Consider the following 20,366-nt stretch of genomic DNA (forward strand, 5'->3'; position numbering starts at 1 on the left):
AGGGTTACTCGCCATCGGAAATCTCAATGGACGCCACGGGCATGTCAGCGATTTGGAAGTCGACCTTCGTGGTATCGGCTGGCGGGGCGGGGAACTGAGCGAACCACGACTTTTCCTCGTTCTCCTTGAAGGCTCCGGAGAACTGAGTGCAGAGGCAACGACCATCGGTATCCCGAAGGATGAGATACTTCTTCTTACCTACCCTGTCAACCAGTGAGGCACCTGCCATCGAACTTCCGTTGCCAGAAAGTTCTTTTTCGTCACCTCGCCACGAGTTCGGGACCCAGCTACCACCCTTACCGTTCCTGAGCTTTCCGTTGACTGTGAGGAAACCCCCCTGGTCCCGCACTGCTGAATTAATAATCAGAGTGGTGTTGTCGTCACCACCCGTCACTTCAGCCAGCACAGTGTCTGCTGCGGGGGGCTGCGACTCACTCTCCGTCGGTTCTTCGCCACCCTCGCTTCCCTTGCCGGTCGGAGTCGAAGAGGACGATCCATCGTTGGACTTTCCATCGCCTCCATCACCGCCGCAACCAGCCACCGTGAGAACCAAGCCAGTCGTGATCGCCACCGCGGTCAGTGCCCTTCGGGCCTTCATGGTGTGCCGCATGCTCATCAGTAACTCTTCTTTCTCAGTGCGTCGCTCGCCATTACTCGGCCAGATGAACAGAGAACAGATCGTTCGGGTAGGGCAAGTCGGCTTCAGTGAAGTCTTTCGGGTCAATCTCCCAATGCTCGCCGTCGTCACATTCGATCTCAACGAGTTTCGAAAGATCACTGCCAAGCTTAATACCGCAGCGAGGCTCGATCACTGCTGTGGCATCAGCCTCGGCGCGAATATTCTCCGTGCCCGGGATGATCGAGTCCCCCACCGTGTAGTTCGTCTCGATCTCCGCCTTGAAGGCTGGATTGCCGCCTACCTGAGTTTCTGTAAAATTTCGAAGACCCGAATCGTTCTCAGCCGCAAGCTGCTCGGCGGCTGCCCGCCCATTGCCGATGAATCCCTTACCGGCAAGCCAGTCAGCCAGTTCATCCGGCGAATCGAGGCCATCGATGAAACCGTCGGTCAATTCGTCCCGTACTTCCTGCGCAGCGGCGAGCGCGGCGGCGTCAGCGGCCGACTGCCCACCATTGCGGGCCACGGCCGCCTGGGCGAAGGCGAAGTACGCGAACGCAAGAAAGAGCAGACCCCCCACCACCACGACGTACATGGGAAGGGTCTGCCCTCGGTCCTGCCGTGCCGCAGAGAGGATCAGCCGCCGGTGATGTCCTCCACCGCGTCGCTGATGGCCTCCGAGATCGTGTCGTCCAGATCCAGTTCCCGTACCGCCACCACGATCAGCGCGATCACGACGACCAAGCCGGCGTACTCCACGACGCTCGCGCCCTCGTCCGCTCGCTTCTGCATGCGGGACACGACCGTGTTGCGCCAGCTGCTGATGGCGAGCTGGGCCTTCGTCGCGGTCTTGAGCGTGAGGTTGTTCGACATGGGGTACCCCTCCGAGTTGGGCCGACGTAGGCGTCCCGCCGGTACCGGCTTCCTCCTGGCCGGTGCCGCCCGCGACACGAGAAACGTACGTCGGGACACGCCGTCCGCCAGAGGGCCCGTGGGCCCAACTGTGGGCCCAAAGGTCGGCCTGGGCCTGCTTCTTCTTCGGCGCCACCGCCGCCGTCGTCCGCTCAGCCATGACTGGTCGTCCCCCTCGCCGATCCCAGCCACAGCGCGATCGCCTCACTCCTGCTCGCGCTGTGAAGTTTCGCGAAGATGCGGTTGATGTGGTTCTTGACGGTCTTCTCGCTGATGAAGCACGTGGCGGCGATCTGCTGGTTGCTCATGCCTGAGGCGATCAGGTCCATGACCTCCACCTCCCGCGCGCTCAGCCCGAAGTCCTGTACGTTCCGCGCCCGCTGGGCCTGTCGGCCCTCCTGCGACCGCTGCCGATCCGTTGAATACTGTGCCATGTCAGATTGCAGATGCGAAGAGCTTTCGTTCAGTCGCCTCGAATTCGAGACATCTGGCCCCTCATTGGTCGCGGGTCGAGCATGTGCAGTCGCATCGCGCCCCACCGCGTGGCCAGGGATCCGGCTCGCGCCCGTGTAGGGCCGCCCCGTCGCGTACACCGTGCCGAGCCCCTCCGGCAGCTCCGACAGCTCCGGTCCCGTCCCGCCGGGTACAGCGCCGCCACCACCCCGCATATGCGCCAGCAACGCGTCCTGGGCCGACGCCGAGAAGTGGGCGCGGCCCTCTTTGATGTCCCGTACGGCTCCGACCAGTTGCTCCGCAGTGAACTCGCCGTGCACCAAGTAGCCCCCCGCGCCCAACCGCAACGCCTCCCGCACGATCTCGCTCTCGCGGCTGTACGTCAGCATCATCACCGGCGCCACCTGCACCAGGTACGGCAACGCGGAGATGCCGTCCACGCCCGGCATCCGCACATCCAGCAGCACGACATCCGGCCTGTACTGCTGAGCCGCGGCAAGGGCCTGGCGGCCGTCTGCCGCCTCCGCGACGACCTCGACGTCGTCGCGACCGCCGAGCAGGACGGCAAGGCCCGCCCGTACGACCGGATTGTCGTCGGCGACGACGATCCGCAGGAGGGACGGCGGGCCGAAAGGGTCGGGGGACGGATCAGGGAATGCCGCCGCCGGCGGGGGAACGCGGACCCCGGCGGGGGTGTGTTCCGAGCGGGGTTCGATCGTGTGCGACGACGTGTGCTGGGAGACGTGGGACGGCGACGACACGGACTGACGGGGCCCGGAGCTGTACGAGCTTTCGTCCGGCATGGTGCGGCCTCCTCTCGGGAGGGTAACTGGGGACGAGTAACGGATGGTCGTGGGCGGTCAGTGGGTTGATGGCTCGGATCGCCAGGGGCTCGTTCGGTCAGTTCGAGTGCCGCCTCGGCGGGGGCAGTGGTGGGGGCAGTGGTGGCAGCGCCGGCAAGGGGGAGAGCGATCGCGGGCCGGTCGCGCCCGCCGGCACCAGCGCCGCCGTCGGCAGTTCCAGGCGTACTTCGGTTCCTCCCGCGCTGCGACCCCGCCCGATGCGGATACGGGCGCCGATTCCCGCCGCCCGCTCGACCATCCCCACCAGCCCGAAGTGACCGGCCTTGCGGAGGTTGTCGAGGCTGATGCCGGCGGGCAGACCGCGACCGTCGTCGAGCACACTGATGCGCAGCACTCCGCCGAAGACGCCGAACTCCACTGCCACGCGCGAGGCGTGGGCGTGACGGTGGCTGTTCTCCATGGCCTCCGTAGCGATGGTCAGGAGGTGGCGCGCGATCGCATGAGGAACGGTGGGGACAGAACCAGACTCCGGCACAGGCGCCGACACAGGTGTAGCCCCAGGCGCCGACACAGGTGCAGCCCCAGGCGCTGCGGGCACAGGTGCGCGCACAGGTGCAGCCCCACCAGGTGCGGGCACAGGCGCAGGCGCCGGCAGAGGTGCAGCCGCGGGATCGGTGCCCGTGCCGGTCGTCGGCGCCTGCGGTGCCTCGCCCACCACGCGAAACTCTGTCCGCATCCCCGTCCGCTTCCCGAAATCCGCCAGACGCGCCGCCAGCTCGTCCCCGACGACCACTCCCCCGGTGTCGTAATCCGCCTGCCGGCGCAGGTCCGAGAGGATCTCCCGGGACTCCGCAGCCGCCCGCCGCGCCGAGCGGGCGACCATGCCCGCCTGGTGCTTGACGGTCAGCGGGTCCATACGGTCGGCCGACTGCGCCAGCCCCTCCGCCGCCATCGCGACGCCGTGCAGGGTCTTGGCCACCGAGTCGTGCATCTCGCGCGCGAGGCGCGCCCGCTCGCCCTCCACGGCGTCCGTGACCGCGAGCCGGGCGTTGGCCTCGGAGAGGGCCTGCGTGGCAGCCCCGAAGCGGAACATCAGATTCCGTAGCGTTACGCCGATGATCCCGGCCGCCACGCAGAACCCGCTTATCAGCAGCGTGCTGGCCGGGCTCGCCATCCGTTCCGCCCACGCCGTGTAGGCCGCCACCAGCAGCAGGATCTGGATCGCGGTGAAGATGCCCGCACCCCGCCACCCGTACAGCAGGCCGGCGAGAAGCGGCGTACAGACGGTGGCGTAGCCGAGGGCCGAGTCGGGTGAGGCCGTCAGCAGCAGGACCGACCCGAAGACCACGTCCACGCCCATCAGCGTGCGGTACTTGATGAGCAGGGGGCCGAACACCTCCCAGTCGCGCAGCATCGCGTACGAGCCCACGAAGCTGAACACGACGGCCCCGCCCACCAGCCACCCGCCGAACTGGCCACCGGCCCTGGCTAGCGCGAAGGGCGCGCCCAGCGCGATCATGGCAAGGCGGAAGCCGAACACCTGGCGGCACAGCGCCTGGAGGGCGTTGATCTGGATCGGGATGCTGGGGGCCGGTACGTCGTCGGCGAGGGCGGACGCGGGAGCCGCCTCGGGCCCGGTCACACCGCCCTGAAGCGCCGCACCCGGGCCGCTTCCCGCCGCCGCGAACCGGAGCCCGCGCGAGACACCCGTACCGCCGCCCGCCGCCGAAAACCGGGGCCCGCGCGAGATACCCGTACCGCCACCCGCCGCCGAAAACCGGGGCCCGCGCGAGACCTCTCCCGCACCCTCGTCCCGCTGCCCGCGAGAGGCCCCGCCCGTGAGCCCGCCCCGGAGCCCGCGCCCGAGCCGGAACGTCGGAAGCGACACCATGGCCGTCAGCCGCCGAAGACCGAGCCGAAGTCGGTCTCCGACCCCAGGAACATGTTGGTCACGATCAGCAGCAGCGTCGCCGGCACCATGAAGGCGAGCGTGACCACCGTCGTCTTGGGAATCGCCTTCGCGGCGCGGCGCCGGGAGTTCTGGGCATCGGTGCGGCGCATGTCGTTGGCGATCTGGATCAGGGTGTCGGCGATCGGCGCGCCGAGTTCCTCGCCCTGCTGGAGCGCTGTCACGAACTGGGAGACCTGTTCGGACTCGTTGCGCCTGCGCAGCTCCTCGAAAGCCTGGCGCCGGCTCACACCCATGTCCATCTGGCGCAGGGTGATGCGCAGTTCGTCGGCCCACGGGCCTTCGTACTTCTCCGCGACGCGGTCCAGCGCCTGCCGGAATCCGAGCCCCGCGCTCACGACCACGGCGAGTACGTCGAGAAAGTCCGGCAGGGTCCGCTCGATGACGTCCTTGCGCTCGCGGATGGCCTGCCAGATGGTGACATCCGCTGCGAACAGCCCGTACGCGATGCAGAAGACACCGAAGAGCGGCAGGTCCTTCAGCAGCAGCACGAGGGCCGAGAACCCGCCGAACAGGCCGTACACGGCACGCCGGGCCGCGTACCGGTCGATGGTGAGGCCGCCGGGGTTGCCGGCCATGTCGATCTTGCGCCGCTTCTTGTCGACCCGCCTCGGGCCCATCAGGCGCAGCACGGCCGGGGCGAAGCGCATACCGAGGCGGTCCACCGCCGACTCGGTCCCCGAGACGCGCGAGGCGCCGATCTCCAGCGCGACGGCCAGGTCGCCGGGAATCTTGGCTTCGGCGCGGTACATCCTGATGCCCTGGAACGCGCCCGCGACGCTCAGTCCGACCACCAGCGCGAGAAGCAGTGCCATGCCGGATACCTCCTGTTTCAGCTCGTACGGGCGATTCTGATGTCAGCGGCGGGTGAGGGTCCGAGCCCGGGTTGGTCGCCTCACGTGGCCGGGCCGAGCCCTGGTTCGTCGCCCCACGTGGCCGGGCCGAGGCCGGGTTCGTCGCCTCACGTGGCCGGGCTCAGACATCGATCTTTCCCAGGCGGCGCATCACGACAAAACCCAGCGCGTAGAGCCCTATGGCGACGATCACGATGATCTGCCCGACGGGATTGCTGGTCATCCGGGCCATGGAACCCGGCGTGACCGAGTTGAGCATGATCATCGCGCCCAGGCCGAGCAGCGGAATCGTGTACGCCGTGGCATTGACCTCGGAGAGCATGGTGCGGACCTCGCGTCGCGTCTCCTTCCGTTCCTCCAGCGTCTCGGTGAGGTTCCGGAGCGATCCGACGACCGTGCCGCCGGCCCGGTTGGAGAGCACCAGCGTCGTGACCAGGACGACCAGCTCGCGCGACGGCAGCCGTTCCGCCAGCTCCCCCAGCGCGTCGTCGATCGACCGGCCGACCGCCAACTGGTTCGCCACTCCCGCCAGTTCCTCGCCCGCCGGGGCCTCCAGCTCCTCGGCCGCCATGCTCAGCGCGGTACGCAGGGCCAGTCCGGCGGCGGTGGCGTTGGCGAGTATCCGGGACAGATCGGGCAGCTGGTTGATGAATGCCTCGATCCGCTTCTGCCGCTGCCAGTTGAGGAACGCGCTGGCACCCCAGAGGGCGACCAGGCCGGCCACCGGGCCGAAGAAAGGCGCCAGTACGGACGAGGCGATCAGCCAGAGGGCGGCCACCCCGACGACCACGTAGACGAAGAACTCGCCCGCCGTCAGGTCGAGTCCGGTCGCCGAGAGCCGCAGGTGGATTCTCTTGCCGAGCGCCGTCCTGCGCAGTCGCCGGTCGACACCCGTGAAGCGCCGCTGGCGGCCGACGCCGTTCGGGCCCGTGATGGCGAGGCGGTCGACGAGGGCGGCCCGCGCGGCCTTGCCCGAGACGTACGTATGCAGTCCGGCTACGCCGAAGGCGCCGCAGAGCAGTGTGCTGCCGATCGCCAGCATTGCGGGATTGTTCATGGCGTACCTACTGGACCTCTCGTACGTTGAGCGCACTGTGCGGGTTGGGGCCGGGTGGGGTCGGCGGGCTCTGCGAACCGGGAGAACCGGGCGAACCAGGCGAACCGGACCGGCCGAGCGAATCGAGCGCGCTCTGCGCGTACGGCGGACTCTGCGCGTACGTCTGACTCTGCGTGTACGGCTGACTCTGCGCGTACGACGGCCTCTGCGGGTACGACGGACCGAGCGGGTCGTCGAGGTCCACCACGCCGAACGCGGGCGGAATCGGCTCGTTCGCGAGGTGCAGCCGGTCCGCGATGCGGCGCGGCAGCCCGAGGTGTTCGAACCGGCCGTGGACGACACGGTCCGCGCTCATCGGCTGGGCGACGAAGCGCGAGACGGTGGCGATCTGGAACCGCTCCCGGCCGTGGGACACCAGAATCGCGATCTCGCTGATCTTGCGGGAACCGTCCGCCATGCGCGCCAGCTGCACGATGACGTCGACGGCGCTGTTGATCTGGTCCCTGAGCGCCTCGAACGGGATCTCGACCTCCGACATCGAGCCGAGCGTCTGAAGCCGCATCAGCGCGTCCTCGGCGCTGTTCGAGTGGACGGTGGCGAGCGAACCGTCGTGGCCGGTCGACATCGCCTGGAGCATGTCGAGCGTCTCGCCGCCGCGCACCTCACCGACGATGATGCGGTCGGGGCGCATGCGCAGGGAGTTGCGTACGAGATCGCGGATCGTGATCTGGCCCTTGCCCTCGACGTTGGGCGGCCGGGTCTCCAGGCGGATGACGTGCGCCTGCTGGAGCTGGAGTTCGGCCGCGTCCTCGACGGTGATGATGCGTTCGTGGTCGGGGATCAGGCCGGACAGCGCATTGAGCAGGGTGGTCTTCCCGGAACCGGTGCCCCCGGACACGATGACGTTGAAGCGGGCCCGCACGAGGGCGGACAGCAGCATCAGCATCTGCTCGTCGAGCGTGCCGAGGTTGATGAGCTCCTGGAGGCGATACGCCCGTGGGAAGCGGCGGATCGTGAGCGTCGGGCCGGTGAGGGACAGCGGCGGGATGATGACGTTGACGCGCTCGCCGGACGGCAGGCGGGCGTCGACCATCGGGTTCGACTCGTCGACGCGGCGGTTGACGGTCGAGACGATGCGCTCGATGGTCTGCATCAGCTGCTCGTTCGACGCGAAGCGCATGGGGAGCTGCTCGACCCGGCCGGCCCGTTCGACGAAGATCGAGTCGGGGCCGTTCACCATGATCTCGGTGATGGACGCGTCTTCGAGGAGCGGTTCGAGTACGCCGAGTCCGAGCGCCTCGTCCACGACGCGGCGGATGAGCTGGGAGCGCTCGGCGGTGGAGAGGACGGGCCCCTCGCGGCTGATGATGTGGGCGAGTACGCGCTCCAGCCGGGCCCGCCGCTCGGCCGCCGCGAGCGAGGACATCTCCGCGAGGTCGATCTCCTCCAGCAGCTTGGTCCGGTAGGTGGCGACCAGATGGCCGTCTTCCCGCCCTCCCGCGTGCTCGTCGGGGGCGGTGATGCGTGCCCGCAGACTCATGTGCGTGACTCCTCGCTGGTGCGGATCGCTCGTGCGCTTCCTTCGTAGGGACCTTTCGTACGGAGCGGGGCGGTTACGGTTCCTCCTTGTCGGCGGGCATCGTGACGGAACGCTCGATCTCGCCGAAATCGTCCATGCCGGGGACGACCGAAGGGATGGACACCACCGCCTGGGCGGTGACGGTGGGGCCGTCGTCCACGAAGATGTCCGTACGTTCGGCCAGCCAGTCGCTCATCGCCGCCTTGCCGGTCGCGGTGCCCTGCCCCCGCAACTCCTCCTGCGCCTCCGTACGCGCCGCCGCCCGTGCCGCGGTACCGGCCTGGGAGGCGGCGTAACCGACGATGCCGAGCTGGATGCAGGCCATCGCGACCAGCAGCAGGACGGGCAGGAAGCCGGCGAACTCCAGGATGGCCGCGCCCCGGTCGCGTTCCCGCCCGCCGATCCGGCGCAGTAGACGTCTCACGGCCCGTCCCCTTCCATCGCGGCGCCCGCACTGCCCGACACGTCCCACGGAAAGCTGCCGACTCCGGGGAAGAGCACCGGGGTGTTGAGGCCGACCTCGGCCTTCCACAGGTTGCCTTCCTCGCGGCAGGAGGGAGCATCGGCGTCCGCCAGCCACGACGACGGCAGACGCTCCTGCGCGGCGGCCACGCATGCCGCCACCGGGTCGTCACCCCTCGTGGCCGCCGCCGTGGCCGCCCGAGCGCCCTCGTCCGCCGCGTTGCCCGCCAGCGAGAACGTGTAGCCGAACAGGACCGCCTGCCACATCGCGACCATCACGAAGATGATCAGAGGCGCCATTCCCGCGAGCTCGACCGTGACCGCGCCCCGGTCGCGGTCTTTGCCTCTCCCTCGGAAACCGACCGCCCCCCGGTCGCTCCGCACGAGCTTCCCGCCGCCCTTGCCTCCCGCGCCCGCCGCCGGTTTCACCAGGCCCAGTTCGCCTGCCAGCGCCCACAGGGCCTGCTTGACCGTGCCCCGGCTGTCCAGGTCCTGCATGCGGCCGGCGTCCGTGGCCGCCTGGAGTTCCTTGAAGTTGGCGGGGATCGCGGCCCGCGCCACCTTCGTGCCCGTGATCCGTTCCACCAGCGGCGGCTGGATCTCCGTGTTCCGGTTGTGGCGGTTGACGACGGTGGTCGTCTCCTCCGCCTTGCGGATCTGGAGGCGGTCCCACATCCGCACCATGCGCTTGGCGGCCCGTACCGCCACCACGTCCGGCGTGACGACGAGAAGCGCCTGGTCGGCCATCTCGACGGCCGCCGCGTTGGCACTGTTCATCTGCGTGCCGCAGTCGACGACCACGACCTCGTATCGGTTGCGCAGCGCGCTCACCACCTGCCGCGCCACCCGGTCGGTGACCTCCTCGCCCCGCTCGCCCTCGGCCGGTGCGAGGACCAGGCTGATGCCGGTGGGGTGAGAGAAAACGGCGTCCTGGAGTACGCGCGGCGAGATGTCCGCGATGCCGGCCAGGTCGACGATCGAGCGGCGGAACTGGACGTCCAGGTACGACGCCACGTCCCCCGACTGGAGGTCCAGGTCGACGAGTGCGACCGTACGCCCCGACGCCTTCGCGGCGAGTGCGAGCTGCACGGCCACGACCGTGGCCCCGGTGCCGCCCTTCGCGCCGGTCACCGTCACCACCGTGCCGCCGGGCCCCGAGAAGACATCGGGCCCGGTGCCGAGGTGGCGGCGTACGCCCGTGGACCAGGAGGCGGCGCCCTGCACGCGGGCCGCCAGTTCCTCGTAACCGAGCGGCAGCCCGACCAGGCCGCGTGCGCCGGAATCCATGGCGGCCGTGAAGAGCGCCGGGCCGGTGTCGGCGGTGACGAGGACGACGCCGACCGCCGGGAAGCGGAGTGCGACCTCGCGGATGAGTTCCAGCGCGGGCACGGGACCGATGCGCTCATGCACGAGGACGACCTCGGGCAGCTCGTCGAGCGATTCGCCCGCCAGCCGCGCGAGGGTGTCGAGGAGCGACGTCGAATCGGTGACGGGCCCGGCCGGTTCCGCGTCGGGGAGCTGGCTGAGGAGGGTGGTGATGGCGCGGGCGGCGTCAGGGTCGCCGACCGCCGGGAGGATACGAGTCGTCATACGCCGGTCCTCACTTGTCCCCGTCGAGGGTGTACTCGCGGTCGCGCGGCGAGATGGTCGTGTCGCTGCCGTCGGCCACGAGGGCCAGGCGCACATGCTCGGCGAAGGACTCCGCGTACGCCACGCGCTGGGCATCGAGTGTGTTCAGGGCGAACGTGATCGGTACGGCGTCGGTGGCCCGGCGGCTGCGGTCGTTCTTGCCCGGCTCCAGGGCGGTGATCTTGCCTACGTCGAGCACGCGGGCACCGGAGACGATGACCTGCGACTTGTTCGGCTGCCCCTCGTCCTCTCCCTCGAAGGTCGCGTAGATATTCACCCGCGAACCGGGGTTGATCTTGCCCGCGACACCGGTGGCCGCGTCGATCATGATCGCGATCTCCTGCTCCCCGGAGCCCAGCTCGGGTTTCTTCACGATCATGTCGCTCTGAAGGAGGGAACCTCTCTGGAGCTGGGTCACCGCGATCTTTCCGCGTACCTCCGAGATGTCGGTCACGGCATTGGCCGAAAGCCACCGCTTCGGCATCGAGATCTTCTCGAACTGCCCCGCGTCGAGCTGCTTGTACGGCGCTACGTCGTCCTTCAGCCGGTACGCCGAGACTTCGGGGCCCACCTTGGAGTTCACATCGCTGATCACCGAGAGCACGCCGGCGAACGCCCCGAAGGCGCAGAGAACCGACAGGAGCAGCAGAATGACGCCGCGGCGCTGACGTGAGTTCATGGAGTGGGGCTACCTCGATCAGGAACGTCGGGTCACGGACATGCTTGGGGTTGTGGCTTCGCTGGGCTGGGCCGGCTTCGCTGGGCTGGGCTGGAGCTGTGGACGCGGAGCGGTGGTGCGGTGGTGCGGTGGTGCGGGTGACAGTGGTGCGTGGAACAGGTGCGCTGCCTGAGGAATATCGTGCCCCGCGCGGCGCTAGGACGACCCCCGGTTCAGGACACCGACCGCACGAGACGCGTTCTCGTGCGGCGTGAGGGGCGACGAGCAGAACCCGCAGCGGTCACCGATGAGTTCGGTGCCGCACCAGTGGCATTTTTCTCGCCGTACGGACGCCACAAGCTGGTAGAGCACGGAAATGTCCGGCAGGTAGGCGGCGAACTCGATCATCTTCGCTGTGCCCCACCAGCGCGGGGAGTCGCCGGGCAGGGCGGATTCCTGAACGCCGGAAACCTGCCAGGCGGGGGCGAGCGTGCCGGTGACCCATTCGGACGCCAGAGTTCCTTTTCCGACCAGGAGTTGGGTGGCGAACTCGGGTCCGGGGAGGACCGGGCCGCCGCTGTGGCCGAGATCGCCACCGCTGTTGATTTTGATCAACTGCGGTGCGGGATTGACCAGTACACCGAAGTGCGTACCCGGCATCCACGACTTCGCGTGCGACTTGAGACTGACCGGCACCCGGTCGAGCTTGGTGACGGAGTTCAGGAGCGCACCGGCGTAGATGTAGTGGGAGAGGAGCCTCGCCGCCGATGCGACCACGCCCGGGCTGAAGTCGCAGATCGACAACTGCCGGAGCTGACGGACGAGTACGGCGATGCCCAGCGGCGGCAGATCGAGTTTCAGGAGCGCGAGCCGGTCGGTCTCCAGCATCGAGCGGATGATGTGGAGACGGCGCTCGTGGGCGGTGGGGATCGACGCGGGGTAGACGGCGACGACGTATCCGTACCGTTCGAGCATCACGTTCATGTCGATGAGCGCGGCTTCCAGCGGCTGGGCGTCCGGGGCCTGGAGCAGGGCGGCGGTCGGCGTCTGCGGATCGGTGGGCGGCAACACCAAATCGGCACTGGTGACTGCGATCGCGGTCGGCACGTTGGTTTCCCCGTTCACTCCGTACGCCGCTGATCCCGGCGTCCGCAGATCGATGCTGCTCCGTCGTGCTGCACCAGCACTTTATCCACGACCTACGTGGTGCAGAACACTTTTCATTTTTCTTGTGCGGCTGCGCAGATGAGGGAGTTGAGGCCCCGGGTTGGGGGTAGGTGGGTGGGGCTCGCTCGGTACCCACACCCAGCCCTGTGGACAGCCGGCCGCCCGGGCGACAAACGAGCTGCGAGCTGCGAGCTGCGAGCCGCACTGTGCGCGGGTGGGGCGCGCGAGTTGTATATGCAACTGGACGTCGCCGGCCGTTCCGCTTGACGGTGCCGCCGTACGGCGTGTCCGCCGTGTGCGTCAGACGGGGCATTCCGCCTGCCGACGGAGCCCACTCGCCACGGGCGCCGGGCGCCGGGCACCGGGCAAGCACCTCCGGCGTCGTCGGCTCGGTCAGCCGCTCAAGGCCCCATGTCGGCATTGATGATTTCGGTACACCTGCGGCACGCGACACAAGCCGCCACAGGGTGACATGTTCCCTCAGGCCGAGGCCGCGGCGACGCAGAACTCGTTGCCCTCCGGGTCGGCCATCACCACGTGGTGCCCCTCGAACTCCTCCAGGACGGTCCCACCCGCTTTCACCAGTCGCTCGGCCTCTGCCCTGATCCGTTCCCACCGCGCATCGGCGGTGCCGTGACCCGGCACCCGGACGTCGATGTGCAGCCGGTTCTTCGCCGTCTTGGGTTCGGGAACCTTGAGAATGGACAGCCGGGGCCCCACCCCCTCGGGATCGCAGAGCCAAGCACCGTCGTCCGCGGAGTCGTCCTCCGGGAGGTCGAACTGCGCGAGCCACTCCTCCCGAGTCTTGAAGGGAGCGGGCGGCGGCTCGTCGATGTATCCCAGCGCCGCCTTCCAGAACGCGGCCAGGAGCTGCGCGTCCGTGCAATCAAGGGTCAGATCGATTCTGGCTGCCATGACAGGACCGTACTGCGCACCACTGACAACCTCAGGCCGCCGACTCCACCCGCAAGCGGCGAACATCGCGTACGAGCGCACAGACCTCACCCAGCACGAACAGCGCCCCTGCTCCCACCCACAGAGCCGATGCCCCCGCCGCGTACTCACGAACGGCCAGGGCGAGCAGCACCATGCCGAGGAGGACGCCGAACGCCGAGAGCAGGGTGCTGACGCGGGTGATCACGTGGACATCATCAACGAAAACCCGCCTCGCGGACAGTGCCCCGAGAAGGCGGCCGTCCACCGGACACGTGGGACCGACCGACCCGGCACTCGGCGCGCCCTCCCCGGGCACAACCCGCCTTTGCGCCAGAGGACTTGACAACTCAATTGGTCTGAACCATTTTATCGACCAACAACGAACGACGCACAACCAACGACCAACAACAAACGGTGGCCACCGTCCCAGCGACTCCTCCTCACACTCCCCCACCGGAGGCAGCAAGTGGACCGCCTACCCCTCCCCCGATTCGCGCTTTCCACCGCCGCACTGACCGCCGCCGCCCTCATCACCGCCACCCTCGCCGCACCCGCCGCGCAGGCGGCCGACCTGAACGTGGCCAAGAACGCCGGCTTCGAGTCCGGGCTCAGCAACTGGACCTGCTCCGCCGGCAGCGGCGCCACCGTCTCTTCCCCCGTGCACGGTGGCGCCGCCGCCCTCAAGGCCACCCCCGGCGGCCAGGACAACGCCCGGTGTTCGCAGACCGTCACCGTCAAGCCCGGCGCGACGTACACCCTCAGCGCCTGGGTCCAGGGCGGGTACGCCTACCTCGGCGCCAGCGGTACCGGGACCACCGACGTCTCCACCTGGACGCCCGACTCGTCCGGCTGGAAGCAGCTCACCACCAGCTTCAAGGCCGGCCCCTCCACCACCTCCGTGACCGTCTACACACACGGCTGGTACGGCCAGAGCGCCTACTACGTCGACGACGTCTCCGTCTTCGGCCCCGACGGCGGCGGGGGCACCGACCCCGAGCCGGGCATCCCGGCCGCCCCCGCCGAGCTCACGGTCGGCGCCACGACCTCCTCCTCCGTCGCCCTCTCCTGGTCCAGCGTCAGCGGCGCCACCGGCTACAACGTCTACCGCGGCGGTACGAAGGTCCAGTCCGTCACGGGGACCTCCGCGACCGTCTCCGGGCTGGCCGCGGACACGGCGTACGACTTCCAGGTCACCGCGACGAACTCCGCCGGCGAGTCCCCCAAGTCGGCCGCCGTCAGCGGCCGGACCGCTCCCGGCGGCGGCACAGGCCCCGGGCCCGCCGTGCCCAAGCACGCGCTGACCGGTTACTGGCAGAACTTCAGCAACGGCGCCACCGTCCAGAAGCTCCGTGACGTACAGGCGCAGTACGACATCATCGCCGTCTCCTTCGCCGACTCGACCGCCACGCCCGGTCAGATCGTCTTCAACCTCGACCCGGCCGTGGGGTACGCGAGCGTCGCCGACTTCAAGGCCGACATCGCGGCGAAGAAGGCCGCCGGGAAGTCGGTGATCATCTCGGTGGGCGGCGAGAAGGGCAACGTCACGATCAACAGTGACGCGTCCGCGACCGCCTTCGCCAACAGCGCGCACGCGCTCATGCAGGAGTACGGGTTCAACGGCGTCGACATCGACCTCGAACACGGGATCAACTCGACGTACCTGAGCAAGGCGCTGCGCCAGCTCTCCGCCAAGGCGGGCTCCGGGCTCGTCCTCACCATGGCGCCGCAGACCATCGACATGCAGAACACCGGGACCGAGTACTTCAAGACGGCGCTCGCCGTGAAGGACATCCTGACCGTCGTCAACATGCAGTTCTACAACAGCGGCTCGATGCTCGGCTGCGACGGCAAGGTCTACTCGCAGGGGTCCGTCGACTTCCTCACGGCTCTCGCCTGCATCCAGCTGGAAGGCGGGCTCGCGCCGAGCCAGGTCGGCCTCGGCGTGCCAGCGTCCACGCGGGGCGCGGGCAGCGGGTACGTCTCGCCGTCGATCGTGAACGCCGCCCTGGACTGCCTGACCCGCGGCACCAACTGCGGCTCCTTCAAGCCCGCCAAGACCTACCCCGGTCTGCGCGGCGCGATGACCTGGTCGACGAACTGGGACGCGACGGCCGGCAACGCCTGGTCCAACGCGGTGGGACCGCACGTGCACAACCTGCCGTAACACGGCCCCCACCACGGCAGCGCCGCCGCTCCCCCGGCGGCGCTGTCGCGTCCCGTCCGTACCTTCGACGGTCCGGCTACCAGGGGATCTCGCGCACCTGCTGTACGCACAGCACGATGAACAGCAGCCCCGCCGCCACCAGCATCGTGTTGCTCAGCAGGCCGTTTCGCCATTCGGCGGGCGTACGGGAGGAGTTGAGCAGCCACACCAGCGTCAGCGCCAGGAACGGCATGAAGAACGCGCCGAGCACGCCGTACACCACCACCAGGCCGAACGGCTGGTCCAGCCACAGCAGTGCCATCGGCGGGAACGTCAGCCACAGCAGGTACGCCCGGAACGGCAGCGAGCGTTCCTTCACCCCGGCCGCGACCTCCTCCACCGTGCCCTCGTCGACCGGGGCGCCCTTGCGGTCGCGCTGGAGGCGTTCGACGAAGTCGGCGAACATCAGGCTCACGCCGTGCCACACACCGATGAGGGACGAGAAGGACGTGGCGAAGAATCCGACGAGGAAGAGCTTCGCGGTGACGGTGCCGTAGCGGTCCTCCAGGATCTTGCCGAGGTCGATCAGGCCGCGGTCGCCCTTGGTGAGGGCGAGCTGGGAGGAGTGCAGCAGCTCGGCGCCGACGATCAGCATCGCGACGACGAAGATGCCGGTGGTGATGTACGCGACGCGGTTGTCGAGGCGCATCACCTTCATCCAGCCCGTGTTGGTCCAGCCCTTGGCGTTCACCCAGTAGCCGTACGCCGCCATGGTGATCGTGCCGCCGACGCCGCCGATCAGGCCGAGGGTGTAGAGCAGCGAGCCGTCCGGGAGTACGGGGAGCAGGCCGGCGAAGGACGCGCCGACGTCGGGGCCGACGCGGAGCGCGACGTACACGACGACCACGAACATGACGCCGATCAGGACCGTCATGACCTTCTCGAAGACTGCGTACTGGTTGAACCAGACGAAGACCAGCCCGATCAGGCCCATGATGATGGCCCAGGTTTTGAGGCCCGGCCCGTCCGGGAAGAGCGCGACGACCGGGAGGGCGGAGGACGACATGGCGGTCGCCCCGTACACGAAGCCCCAGATCACGACGTAGATGGCGAAGTAGACGGTGGTCCACTGCCCGAGACTGCGCCAGCCCTCGAAGAGGGTGCGGCCGGTGGCGAGGTGCCAGCGGCCGGCGGCTTCGGCCAGCGAGATCTTGACGACGCAGCCGATGACGGCCGCCCACATCAGCGTGTAACCGAACTTGCTGCCCGCGATCAGCGTCGCGACGAGGTCGCCGGCTCCGACGCCGGTCGCGGCGACGACGATGCCGGGGCCGATGTACTTCCAACTGGACTTGCGCGGCGGGGAGAGTGCCTTCCCCGTGCCGCTGCCGCTCTCTGTCGTCTCTGCCATCTCCGGCGTCCTCCCGCTCGTCCCCGATGAGTGATCCACGTCACCAAAGCGGGGCGGGGGGTGATCGCGCAAGAGGACCACTGTGCGGACCGTGTGGCCGAACCCCGCTCTTGACCAGTTCATGCCATGCGCTCACCATGTGCCCAGCACTCCCGCACGACATGCGTCGCACACCCCCACACTCCCCACCCAGGAGACAGCATGCGACTTCGCATACGCGGAAGAGGGTCCGCCAAGTCCGCCACCCTCGCGGGCCTCGCGGCCCTCGTGGCACTCGCCGTGGCGGCGCCACTCACCGCGACCGCCAGCCCGGCCGGGCCGGACACCGACCGGGCCCCCGCCGCCGCGACGGAAGAAGTGATCAGGCAGTACGAGATCCACGGTCCCGCCTCCGCCGCCGCCCGTACCGCCGTGGCGGCCACCGGCGTGTCGGTGGACGAGGCCGACGACCACTCGGTCGTCGTCAGCGCCAACGCCGCGCAGCTCAAGCGGCTCAAGGCGCTCGGATACGCGCCCAAGGCGCTGCCGGGGCCACCGGCCCGCTCCAACGGGCTGGCCGTCGAGCCGCTGGACTTCCCGCCGGCCGACTCGCGCTACCACAACTACGCCGAGATGAACGCGGAGATCAACCAGCGCCTCCAGCAGTACCCGAACCTCATGAGCAAGCGCGTGATCGGCAAGTCGTACCAGGGCCGCGACCTCATCGCCATCAAGATCAGCGACAACGTGGCGACCGACGAGAACGAGCCCGAGGTCCTCTTCACCCACCACCAGCACGCCCGTGAGCACCTGACCGTCGAGATGGCGCTCTACCTGCTGCGCGAGCTGGGCGCCGGTTACGGCTCGGACTCCCGGATCACCAACGTCGTGAACAACCGCGAGATCTGGATCGTGCCGGACCTCAACCCGGACGGCGGCGAGTACGACATCGCCTCCGGCTCGTACCGCAGCTGGCGCAAGAACCGGCAGCCCAACTCCGGTTCGTCGTACGTCGGTACGGACATGAACCGCAACTGGGACTACAAGTGGGGCTGCTGCGGCGGTTCCTCCGGGTCGTTCAGCTCCGAGACGTACCGGGGCCGGGCCCCCGAGTCCGCGCCCGAGGTGAAGGTCGTCGCCGACTTCGTCCGCTCGCGGATCGTCGGCGGCAAGCAGCAGATCAAGGCCGGCATCGACTTCCACACGTACAGCGAGCTGGTGCTCTGGCCGTTCGGCTACACGAACGCGGACACGGCGCCCGGCATGACGCAGGACGACCGCAACGCCTTCGCCGCCGTCGGCCAGAAGATGGCCGCGAGCAACGGCTACACCCCGGAGCAGTCGAGCGACCTCTACATCACGGACGGGTCGATCGACGACTGGCTGTGGGGCAACCAGAAGATCTTCGGGTACACCTTCGAGATGTACCCGAGCGGCTTCGGCGGCGGCGGTTTCTACCCGCCCGACGAGGTGATCGAGCGCGAGACGAGCCGCAACCGGGACGCGGTGCTGCAACTGCTGGAGAACGCCGACTGCATGTACCGGTCGATCGGCAAGGAGCAGCAGTACTGCGCCGCCTAGGCGCGGACGGTACGACGTGACGGGAGGGCGCCCGGCCGGAGCCGGGCGCCCTTCGGCGTCTAGTGGCCTCGTCCCGCGAGGTAGTGGGCCAGTACGGGCCCGAGTTGCGCGAGCCACTCCTGGAGCTTCGCCCGGTTGCGGGCGACGACCACGCCTTCGTAGAACCGGCCGTCGGGCAGCGCGACGGCCACCATGAGGACTTCGCCGCCGGGCCCCGGCTTGTAGTGGACGGTGGCCAGGTCGCGCCAGGGGAAGTCGAGGGTGGCGCCGTTGCTTTCGAGCGACACGCCCTCGGCGTCGACCACGACGGCGTTACGCCGGTCCGCGGCCAGGAAGTCGGGGCCTGCGGGGGGCACCGGCCCTGCGTAGGGCGTGGGCGCGGGGCCCGGCCCGGAGTGCGGCGCCGGTGCGGGGCCCGGCCCGGAGTAGGGCATCGGTGCGGGTGCGGGCGCGAAAGCAGGGGGCGGCGGGCCGAAGCCCTGCTGCGGCTGAGGGTGGTACTGCGGCTGCGGGTCCACTGGCGTCGGTCTCCTCGGCTTTCGTTCTCCGGGGCCCAGTATCGCCGACCGGCGAGAGGGCGCCCCGGGACGGACGGGTCCCGGGACGCCCTCTGCTCGTACCGTACGGCGTGGTCAGCCGATCACCAGGCTCAGGAGCGCCGCGACCGCGAATCCGGCCACCGACAGGACCGATTCCAGTACCGTCCAGGACTTCAGCGTGTCCCGCTCGGAGATGCCGAAGTACTTGGACACGATCCAGAATCCGCCGTCGTTGACGTGCGAGGCGAAGATCGAACCGGCCGAGATGGCCATGATGACCAGCGCCAGGAACGCCTGCGAGTGGCCGCCGTTCTCGACGAGCGGCAGGACGATTCCGGCCGTGGTGACGATGGCGACCGTGGCCGAGCCCTGGGCGACGCGCAGGACGAGCGAGATCAGGTACGCGAGGACGATGACCGGCAGGCCCACGTCGTTGAAGGTGTCGGAGAGGGCCTGGGCGACACCGCTCGCCTTGAGTACGGCGCCGAAGACGCCGCCCGCGCCGACGACCAGCAGGATGTTGCCGACGGGCTTGAGCGACGAGGTCGACACCTGCTCCAGGGACTTGCGCGACCAGCCGCGCCTGATGCCGAGCAGGTAGTACGCCATCAGCAGCGCGATCGTCAGGGCGACGAAGGGGTTGCCGAAGAACTCGACGACCGAGCGGAGAGTGGAGGGGTCCAGTGCGATCGAGGAGAACGTCGCCGCCAGGATGAGGACCAGCGGCGTACCGATGATGGTCAGGACCGTGGCGAGCGAGACGGGCTGCTCCTGCGGGGTGCGGCCCGCGGCGGTCTGCTCGGCGACGACGGCGGCCCTGGCGTCCTCGGCGGCCTCGACCATGTCGTGCGGGACCTCGACGAAGACGCGCTTGCCGATCCAGGCGGCGTACGCCCAGGCCGCGAGTACGGCGGGGATGCCGCAGACGACGCCCATGAGGATGACCCAGCCGAGCGACACGTGGAAGAGGCCGGCGGCGGCGACCGGGCCCGGGTGCGGGGGCAGGAACGCGTGGGTCATGGAGAGGCCGGCGAGCAGCGGCATGGCGTACAGCAGGATCGACTTGCCGGAGCGCTTGGCGGCGGCGTACACGATGGGCGCGAGGACGAAGATGCCGACGTCGAAGAAGACCGGTATGCCGAAGATGAGGCCGGTGAGGCCCATGGCGAGCGGGGCGCGCTTCTCGCCGAAGAGGCCGAGGAGGCGGGAGGACAACACCTCGGCTCCGCCGCTGACTTCGAGTATCGCGCCGAGCATCGTGCCGAGGCCGATGATGATCGCGACGTGTCCGAGGATGCCGCCCATGCCGGATTCGATGACGGAGACGACGGCCGACTTCTGGACCGTGCCGAAGAGTTCGGTGACGGACAGGCCCGCGCCGAGGCCGACGACGATCGAGACGGCGAGGAGGGCGACGAAGGGCTGGATCCTGACCTTGATGATCAGGAGGAGGAGCAGGGCGATGCCGAGGGCCGCGACGGTCAGCAGACCGGCCGTGCCGTCGATGAGGGTGAGGAGACCCCCGGTGTGGGGTGGGGTCTCCGCGGGAGCGGGGGCGGCTGCGAGCAGGGACATGAGGAGGACCTCGTAATTCCATGGGGCTTTCGGGGCAGGGGGC

The 20,366-nt window shown here is 69.0% G+C and carries 19 protein-coding genes; 2 read left to right on the forward strand and 17 right to left on the reverse strand.

What is annotated here, in order from left to right:
* Positions 1-4: 4 nt before the first annotated feature.
* From AS594_RS12880 to AS594_RS42935, 14 genes are all read right to left on the reverse strand, one after another.
* On the reverse strand, positions 5-616 hold the full coding sequence (locus AS594_RS12880) for a hypothetical protein (RefSeq protein ID WP_069932954.1): 612 nt from the start codon (positions 614-616) through the stop codon (positions 5-7).
* Between the two features lie 34 nt (positions 617-650).
* Positions 651-1,211: a hypothetical protein gene (locus tag AS594_RS12885; protein ID WP_069932953.1), complete on the reverse strand. Its 561-nt coding sequence runs from the start codon at positions 1,209-1,211 to the stop codon at positions 651-653.
* A gap of 41 nt (positions 1,212-1,252) precedes the next feature.
* Positions 1,253-1,489, reverse strand: coding sequence for a hypothetical protein (locus AS594_RS12890; RefSeq protein ID WP_069932952.1), 237 nt, complete (start codon positions 1,487-1,489; stop codon positions 1,253-1,255).
* A 191-nt stretch (positions 1,490-1,680) separates the two neighbouring features.
* A complete protein-coding gene (locus AS594_RS12895; RefSeq protein WP_069932951.1) occupies positions 1,681-2,784 on the reverse strand; it encodes a response regulator transcription factor in 1,104 nt (367 codons plus the stop codon).
* Positions 2,785-2,881: 97 nt separating this feature from the next.
* Entirely contained in the window at positions 2,882-4,675 is a 1,794-nt protein-coding gene (locus AS594_RS46115; RefSeq protein ID WP_079148705.1) for a sensor histidine kinase, read from the reverse strand.
* A gap of 5 nt (positions 4,676-4,680) precedes the next feature.
* Entirely contained in the window at positions 4,681-5,568 is an 888-nt protein-coding gene (locus tag AS594_RS12905) for a DUF5936 domain-containing protein (RefSeq protein WP_069927179.1), read from the reverse strand.
* Positions 5,569-5,728: 160 nt separating this feature from the next.
* Positions 5,729-6,664, reverse strand: coding sequence for a type II secretion system F family protein (locus tag AS594_RS12910; RefSeq protein ID WP_069927180.1), 936 nt, complete (start codon positions 6,662-6,664; stop codon positions 5,729-5,731).
* A gap of 7 nt (positions 6,665-6,671) precedes the next feature.
* Positions 6,672-8,204 (reverse strand): TadA family conjugal transfer-associated ATPase, encoded by a 1,533-nt coding sequence (locus AS594_RS12915; protein ID WP_240508997.1) that lies wholly within the window; start codon positions 8,202-8,204, stop codon positions 6,672-6,674.
* A gap of 73 nt (positions 8,205-8,277) precedes the next feature.
* Complete coding sequence (locus tag AS594_RS12920; protein ID WP_107357938.1) at positions 8,278-8,667, reverse strand: TadE family protein; 390 nt, start codon at positions 8,665-8,667, stop codon at positions 8,278-8,280.
* Positions 8,664-10,295 (reverse strand): CpaE/TadZ family protein, encoded by a 1,632-nt coding sequence (locus AS594_RS12925; RefSeq protein WP_069927182.1) that lies wholly within the window; start codon positions 10,293-10,295, stop codon positions 8,664-8,666. The genes AS594_RS12920 and AS594_RS12925 overlap by 4 nt, the downstream gene beginning before the upstream one ends.
* A gap of 10 nt (positions 10,296-10,305) precedes the next feature.
* Complete coding sequence (gene cpaB / locus AS594_RS12930; RefSeq protein WP_069935099.1) at positions 10,306-11,013, reverse strand: Flp pilus assembly protein CpaB; 708 nt, start codon at positions 11,011-11,013, stop codon at positions 10,306-10,308.
* Between the two features lie 195 nt (positions 11,014-11,208).
* A complete protein-coding gene (locus AS594_RS12935) occupies positions 11,209-12,099 on the reverse strand; it encodes a hypothetical protein (RefSeq protein ID WP_069935100.1) in 891 nt (296 codons plus the stop codon).
* Between the two features lie 540 nt (positions 12,100-12,639).
* Positions 12,640-13,074, reverse strand: a complete 435-nt coding sequence (locus AS594_RS12940) for a VOC family protein (protein ID WP_069932948.1) — start codon at positions 13,072-13,074, stop codon at positions 12,640-12,642.
* Positions 13,075-13,105: 31 nt separating this feature from the next.
* The gene (locus AS594_RS42935; RefSeq protein ID WP_069932947.1) at positions 13,106-13,300 is read right to left on the reverse strand and encodes a hypothetical protein; all 195 of its coding nucleotides are present in this window, start codon (positions 13,298-13,300) and stop codon (positions 13,106-13,108) included.
* Positions 13,301-13,606: 306 nt separating this feature from the next.
* On the opposite strand from AS594_RS42935, the gene AS594_RS12950 reads away from it, so the two are divergent.
* On the forward strand, positions 13,607-15,259 hold the full coding sequence (locus AS594_RS12950) for a chitinase (protein ID WP_069933926.1): 1,653 nt from the start codon (positions 13,607-13,609) through the stop codon (positions 15,257-15,259).
* A 76-nt stretch (positions 15,260-15,335) separates the two neighbouring features.
* Here AS594_RS12950 and AS594_RS12955 read toward each other — a convergent pair whose 3' ends face one another.
* The gene (locus tag AS594_RS12955; RefSeq protein ID WP_069927187.1) at positions 15,336-16,649 is read right to left on the reverse strand and encodes an Nramp family divalent metal transporter; all 1,314 of its coding nucleotides are present in this window, start codon (positions 16,647-16,649) and stop codon (positions 15,336-15,338) included.
* Between the two features lie 201 nt (positions 16,650-16,850).
* Here AS594_RS12955 and AS594_RS12960 point away from each other — a divergent pair, with 201 nt between their 5' ends.
* The gene (locus AS594_RS12960; RefSeq protein ID WP_069927188.1) at positions 16,851-18,209 is read left to right on the forward strand and encodes a M14 family metallopeptidase; all 1,359 of its coding nucleotides are present in this window, start codon (positions 16,851-16,853) and stop codon (positions 18,207-18,209) included.
* Between the two features lie 59 nt (positions 18,210-18,268).
* Here AS594_RS12960 and AS594_RS12965 read toward each other — a convergent pair whose 3' ends face one another.
* On the reverse strand, positions 18,269-18,727 hold the full coding sequence (locus tag AS594_RS12965; protein WP_069932946.1) for a hypothetical protein: 459 nt from the start codon (positions 18,725-18,727) through the stop codon (positions 18,269-18,271).
* Between the two features lie 114 nt (positions 18,728-18,841).
* Positions 18,842-20,323 carry a GntP family permease gene (locus AS594_RS12970; RefSeq protein ID WP_069935102.1) on the reverse strand — a complete coding sequence of 494 codons (1,482 nt, stop codon included), beginning with the start codon at positions 20,321-20,323 and terminating at the stop codon, positions 18,842-18,844.
* Positions 20,324-20,366 lie beyond the last annotated feature (43 nt).

The sequence above is a fragment of the Streptomyces agglomeratus genome (assembly GCF_001746415.1).
GTDB classification, from domain to species: domain Bacteria; phylum Actinomycetota; class Actinomycetes; order Streptomycetales; family Streptomycetaceae; genus Streptomyces; species Streptomyces agglomeratus.

Bases quoted from the DNA above. Each gene is read 5' to 3' on its own strand.
- cpaB (WP_069935099.1), bottom strand. From the start codon at position 11,013: ATGAACTCACGTCAGCGCCGCGGCGTCATTCTGCTGCTCCTGTCGGTT.
- AS594_RS12895 (WP_069932951.1), bottom strand. From the start codon at position 2,784: ATGCCGGACGAAAGCTCGTACAGCTCCGGGCCCCGTCAGTCCGTGTCG.
- AS594_RS12910 (WP_069927180.1), bottom strand. From the start codon at position 6,664: ATGAACAATCCCGCAATGCTGGCGATCGGCAGCACACTGCTCTGCGGC.
- AS594_RS12905 (WP_069927179.1), bottom strand. From the start codon at position 5,568: ATGGCACTGCTTCTCGCGCTGGTGGTCGGACTGAGCGTCGCGGGCGCG.
- AS594_RS12925 (WP_069927182.1), bottom strand. From the start codon at position 10,295: ATGACGACTCGTATCCTCCCGGCGGTCGGCGACCCTGACGCCGCCCGC.
- AS594_RS46115 (WP_079148705.1), bottom strand. From the start codon at position 4,675: ATGGTGTCGCTTCCGACGTTCCGGCTCGGGCGCGGGCTCCGGGGCGGG.
- AS594_RS12940 (WP_069932948.1), bottom strand. From the start codon at position 13,074: ATGGCAGCCAGAATCGATCTGACCCTTGATTGCACGGACGCGCAGCTC.
- AS594_RS12885 (WP_069932953.1), bottom strand. From the start codon at position 1,211: ATGTACGTCGTGGTGGTGGGGGGTCTGCTCTTTCTTGCGTTCGCGTAC.
- AS594_RS12970 (WP_069935102.1), bottom strand. From the start codon at position 20,323: ATGTCCCTGCTCGCAGCCGCCCCCGCTCCCGCGGAGACCCCACCCCAC.
- AS594_RS12890 (WP_069932952.1), bottom strand. From the start codon at position 1,489: ATGTCGAACAACCTCACGCTCAAGACCGCGACGAAGGCCCAGCTCGCC.
- AS594_RS12955 (WP_069927187.1), bottom strand. From the start codon at position 16,649: ATGGCAGAGACGACAGAGAGCGGCAGCGGCACGGGGAAGGCACTCTCC.
- AS594_RS12960 (WP_069927188.1), top strand. From the start codon at position 16,851: ATGCGACTTCGCATACGCGGAAGAGGGTCCGCCAAGTCCGCCACCCTC.
- AS594_RS12880 (WP_069932954.1), bottom strand. From the start codon at position 616: ATGAGCATGCGGCACACCATGAAGGCCCGAAGGGCACTGACCGCGGTG.
- AS594_RS12915 (WP_240508997.1), bottom strand. From the start codon at position 8,204: ATGAGTCTGCGGGCACGCATCACCGCCCCCGACGAGCACGCGGGAGGG.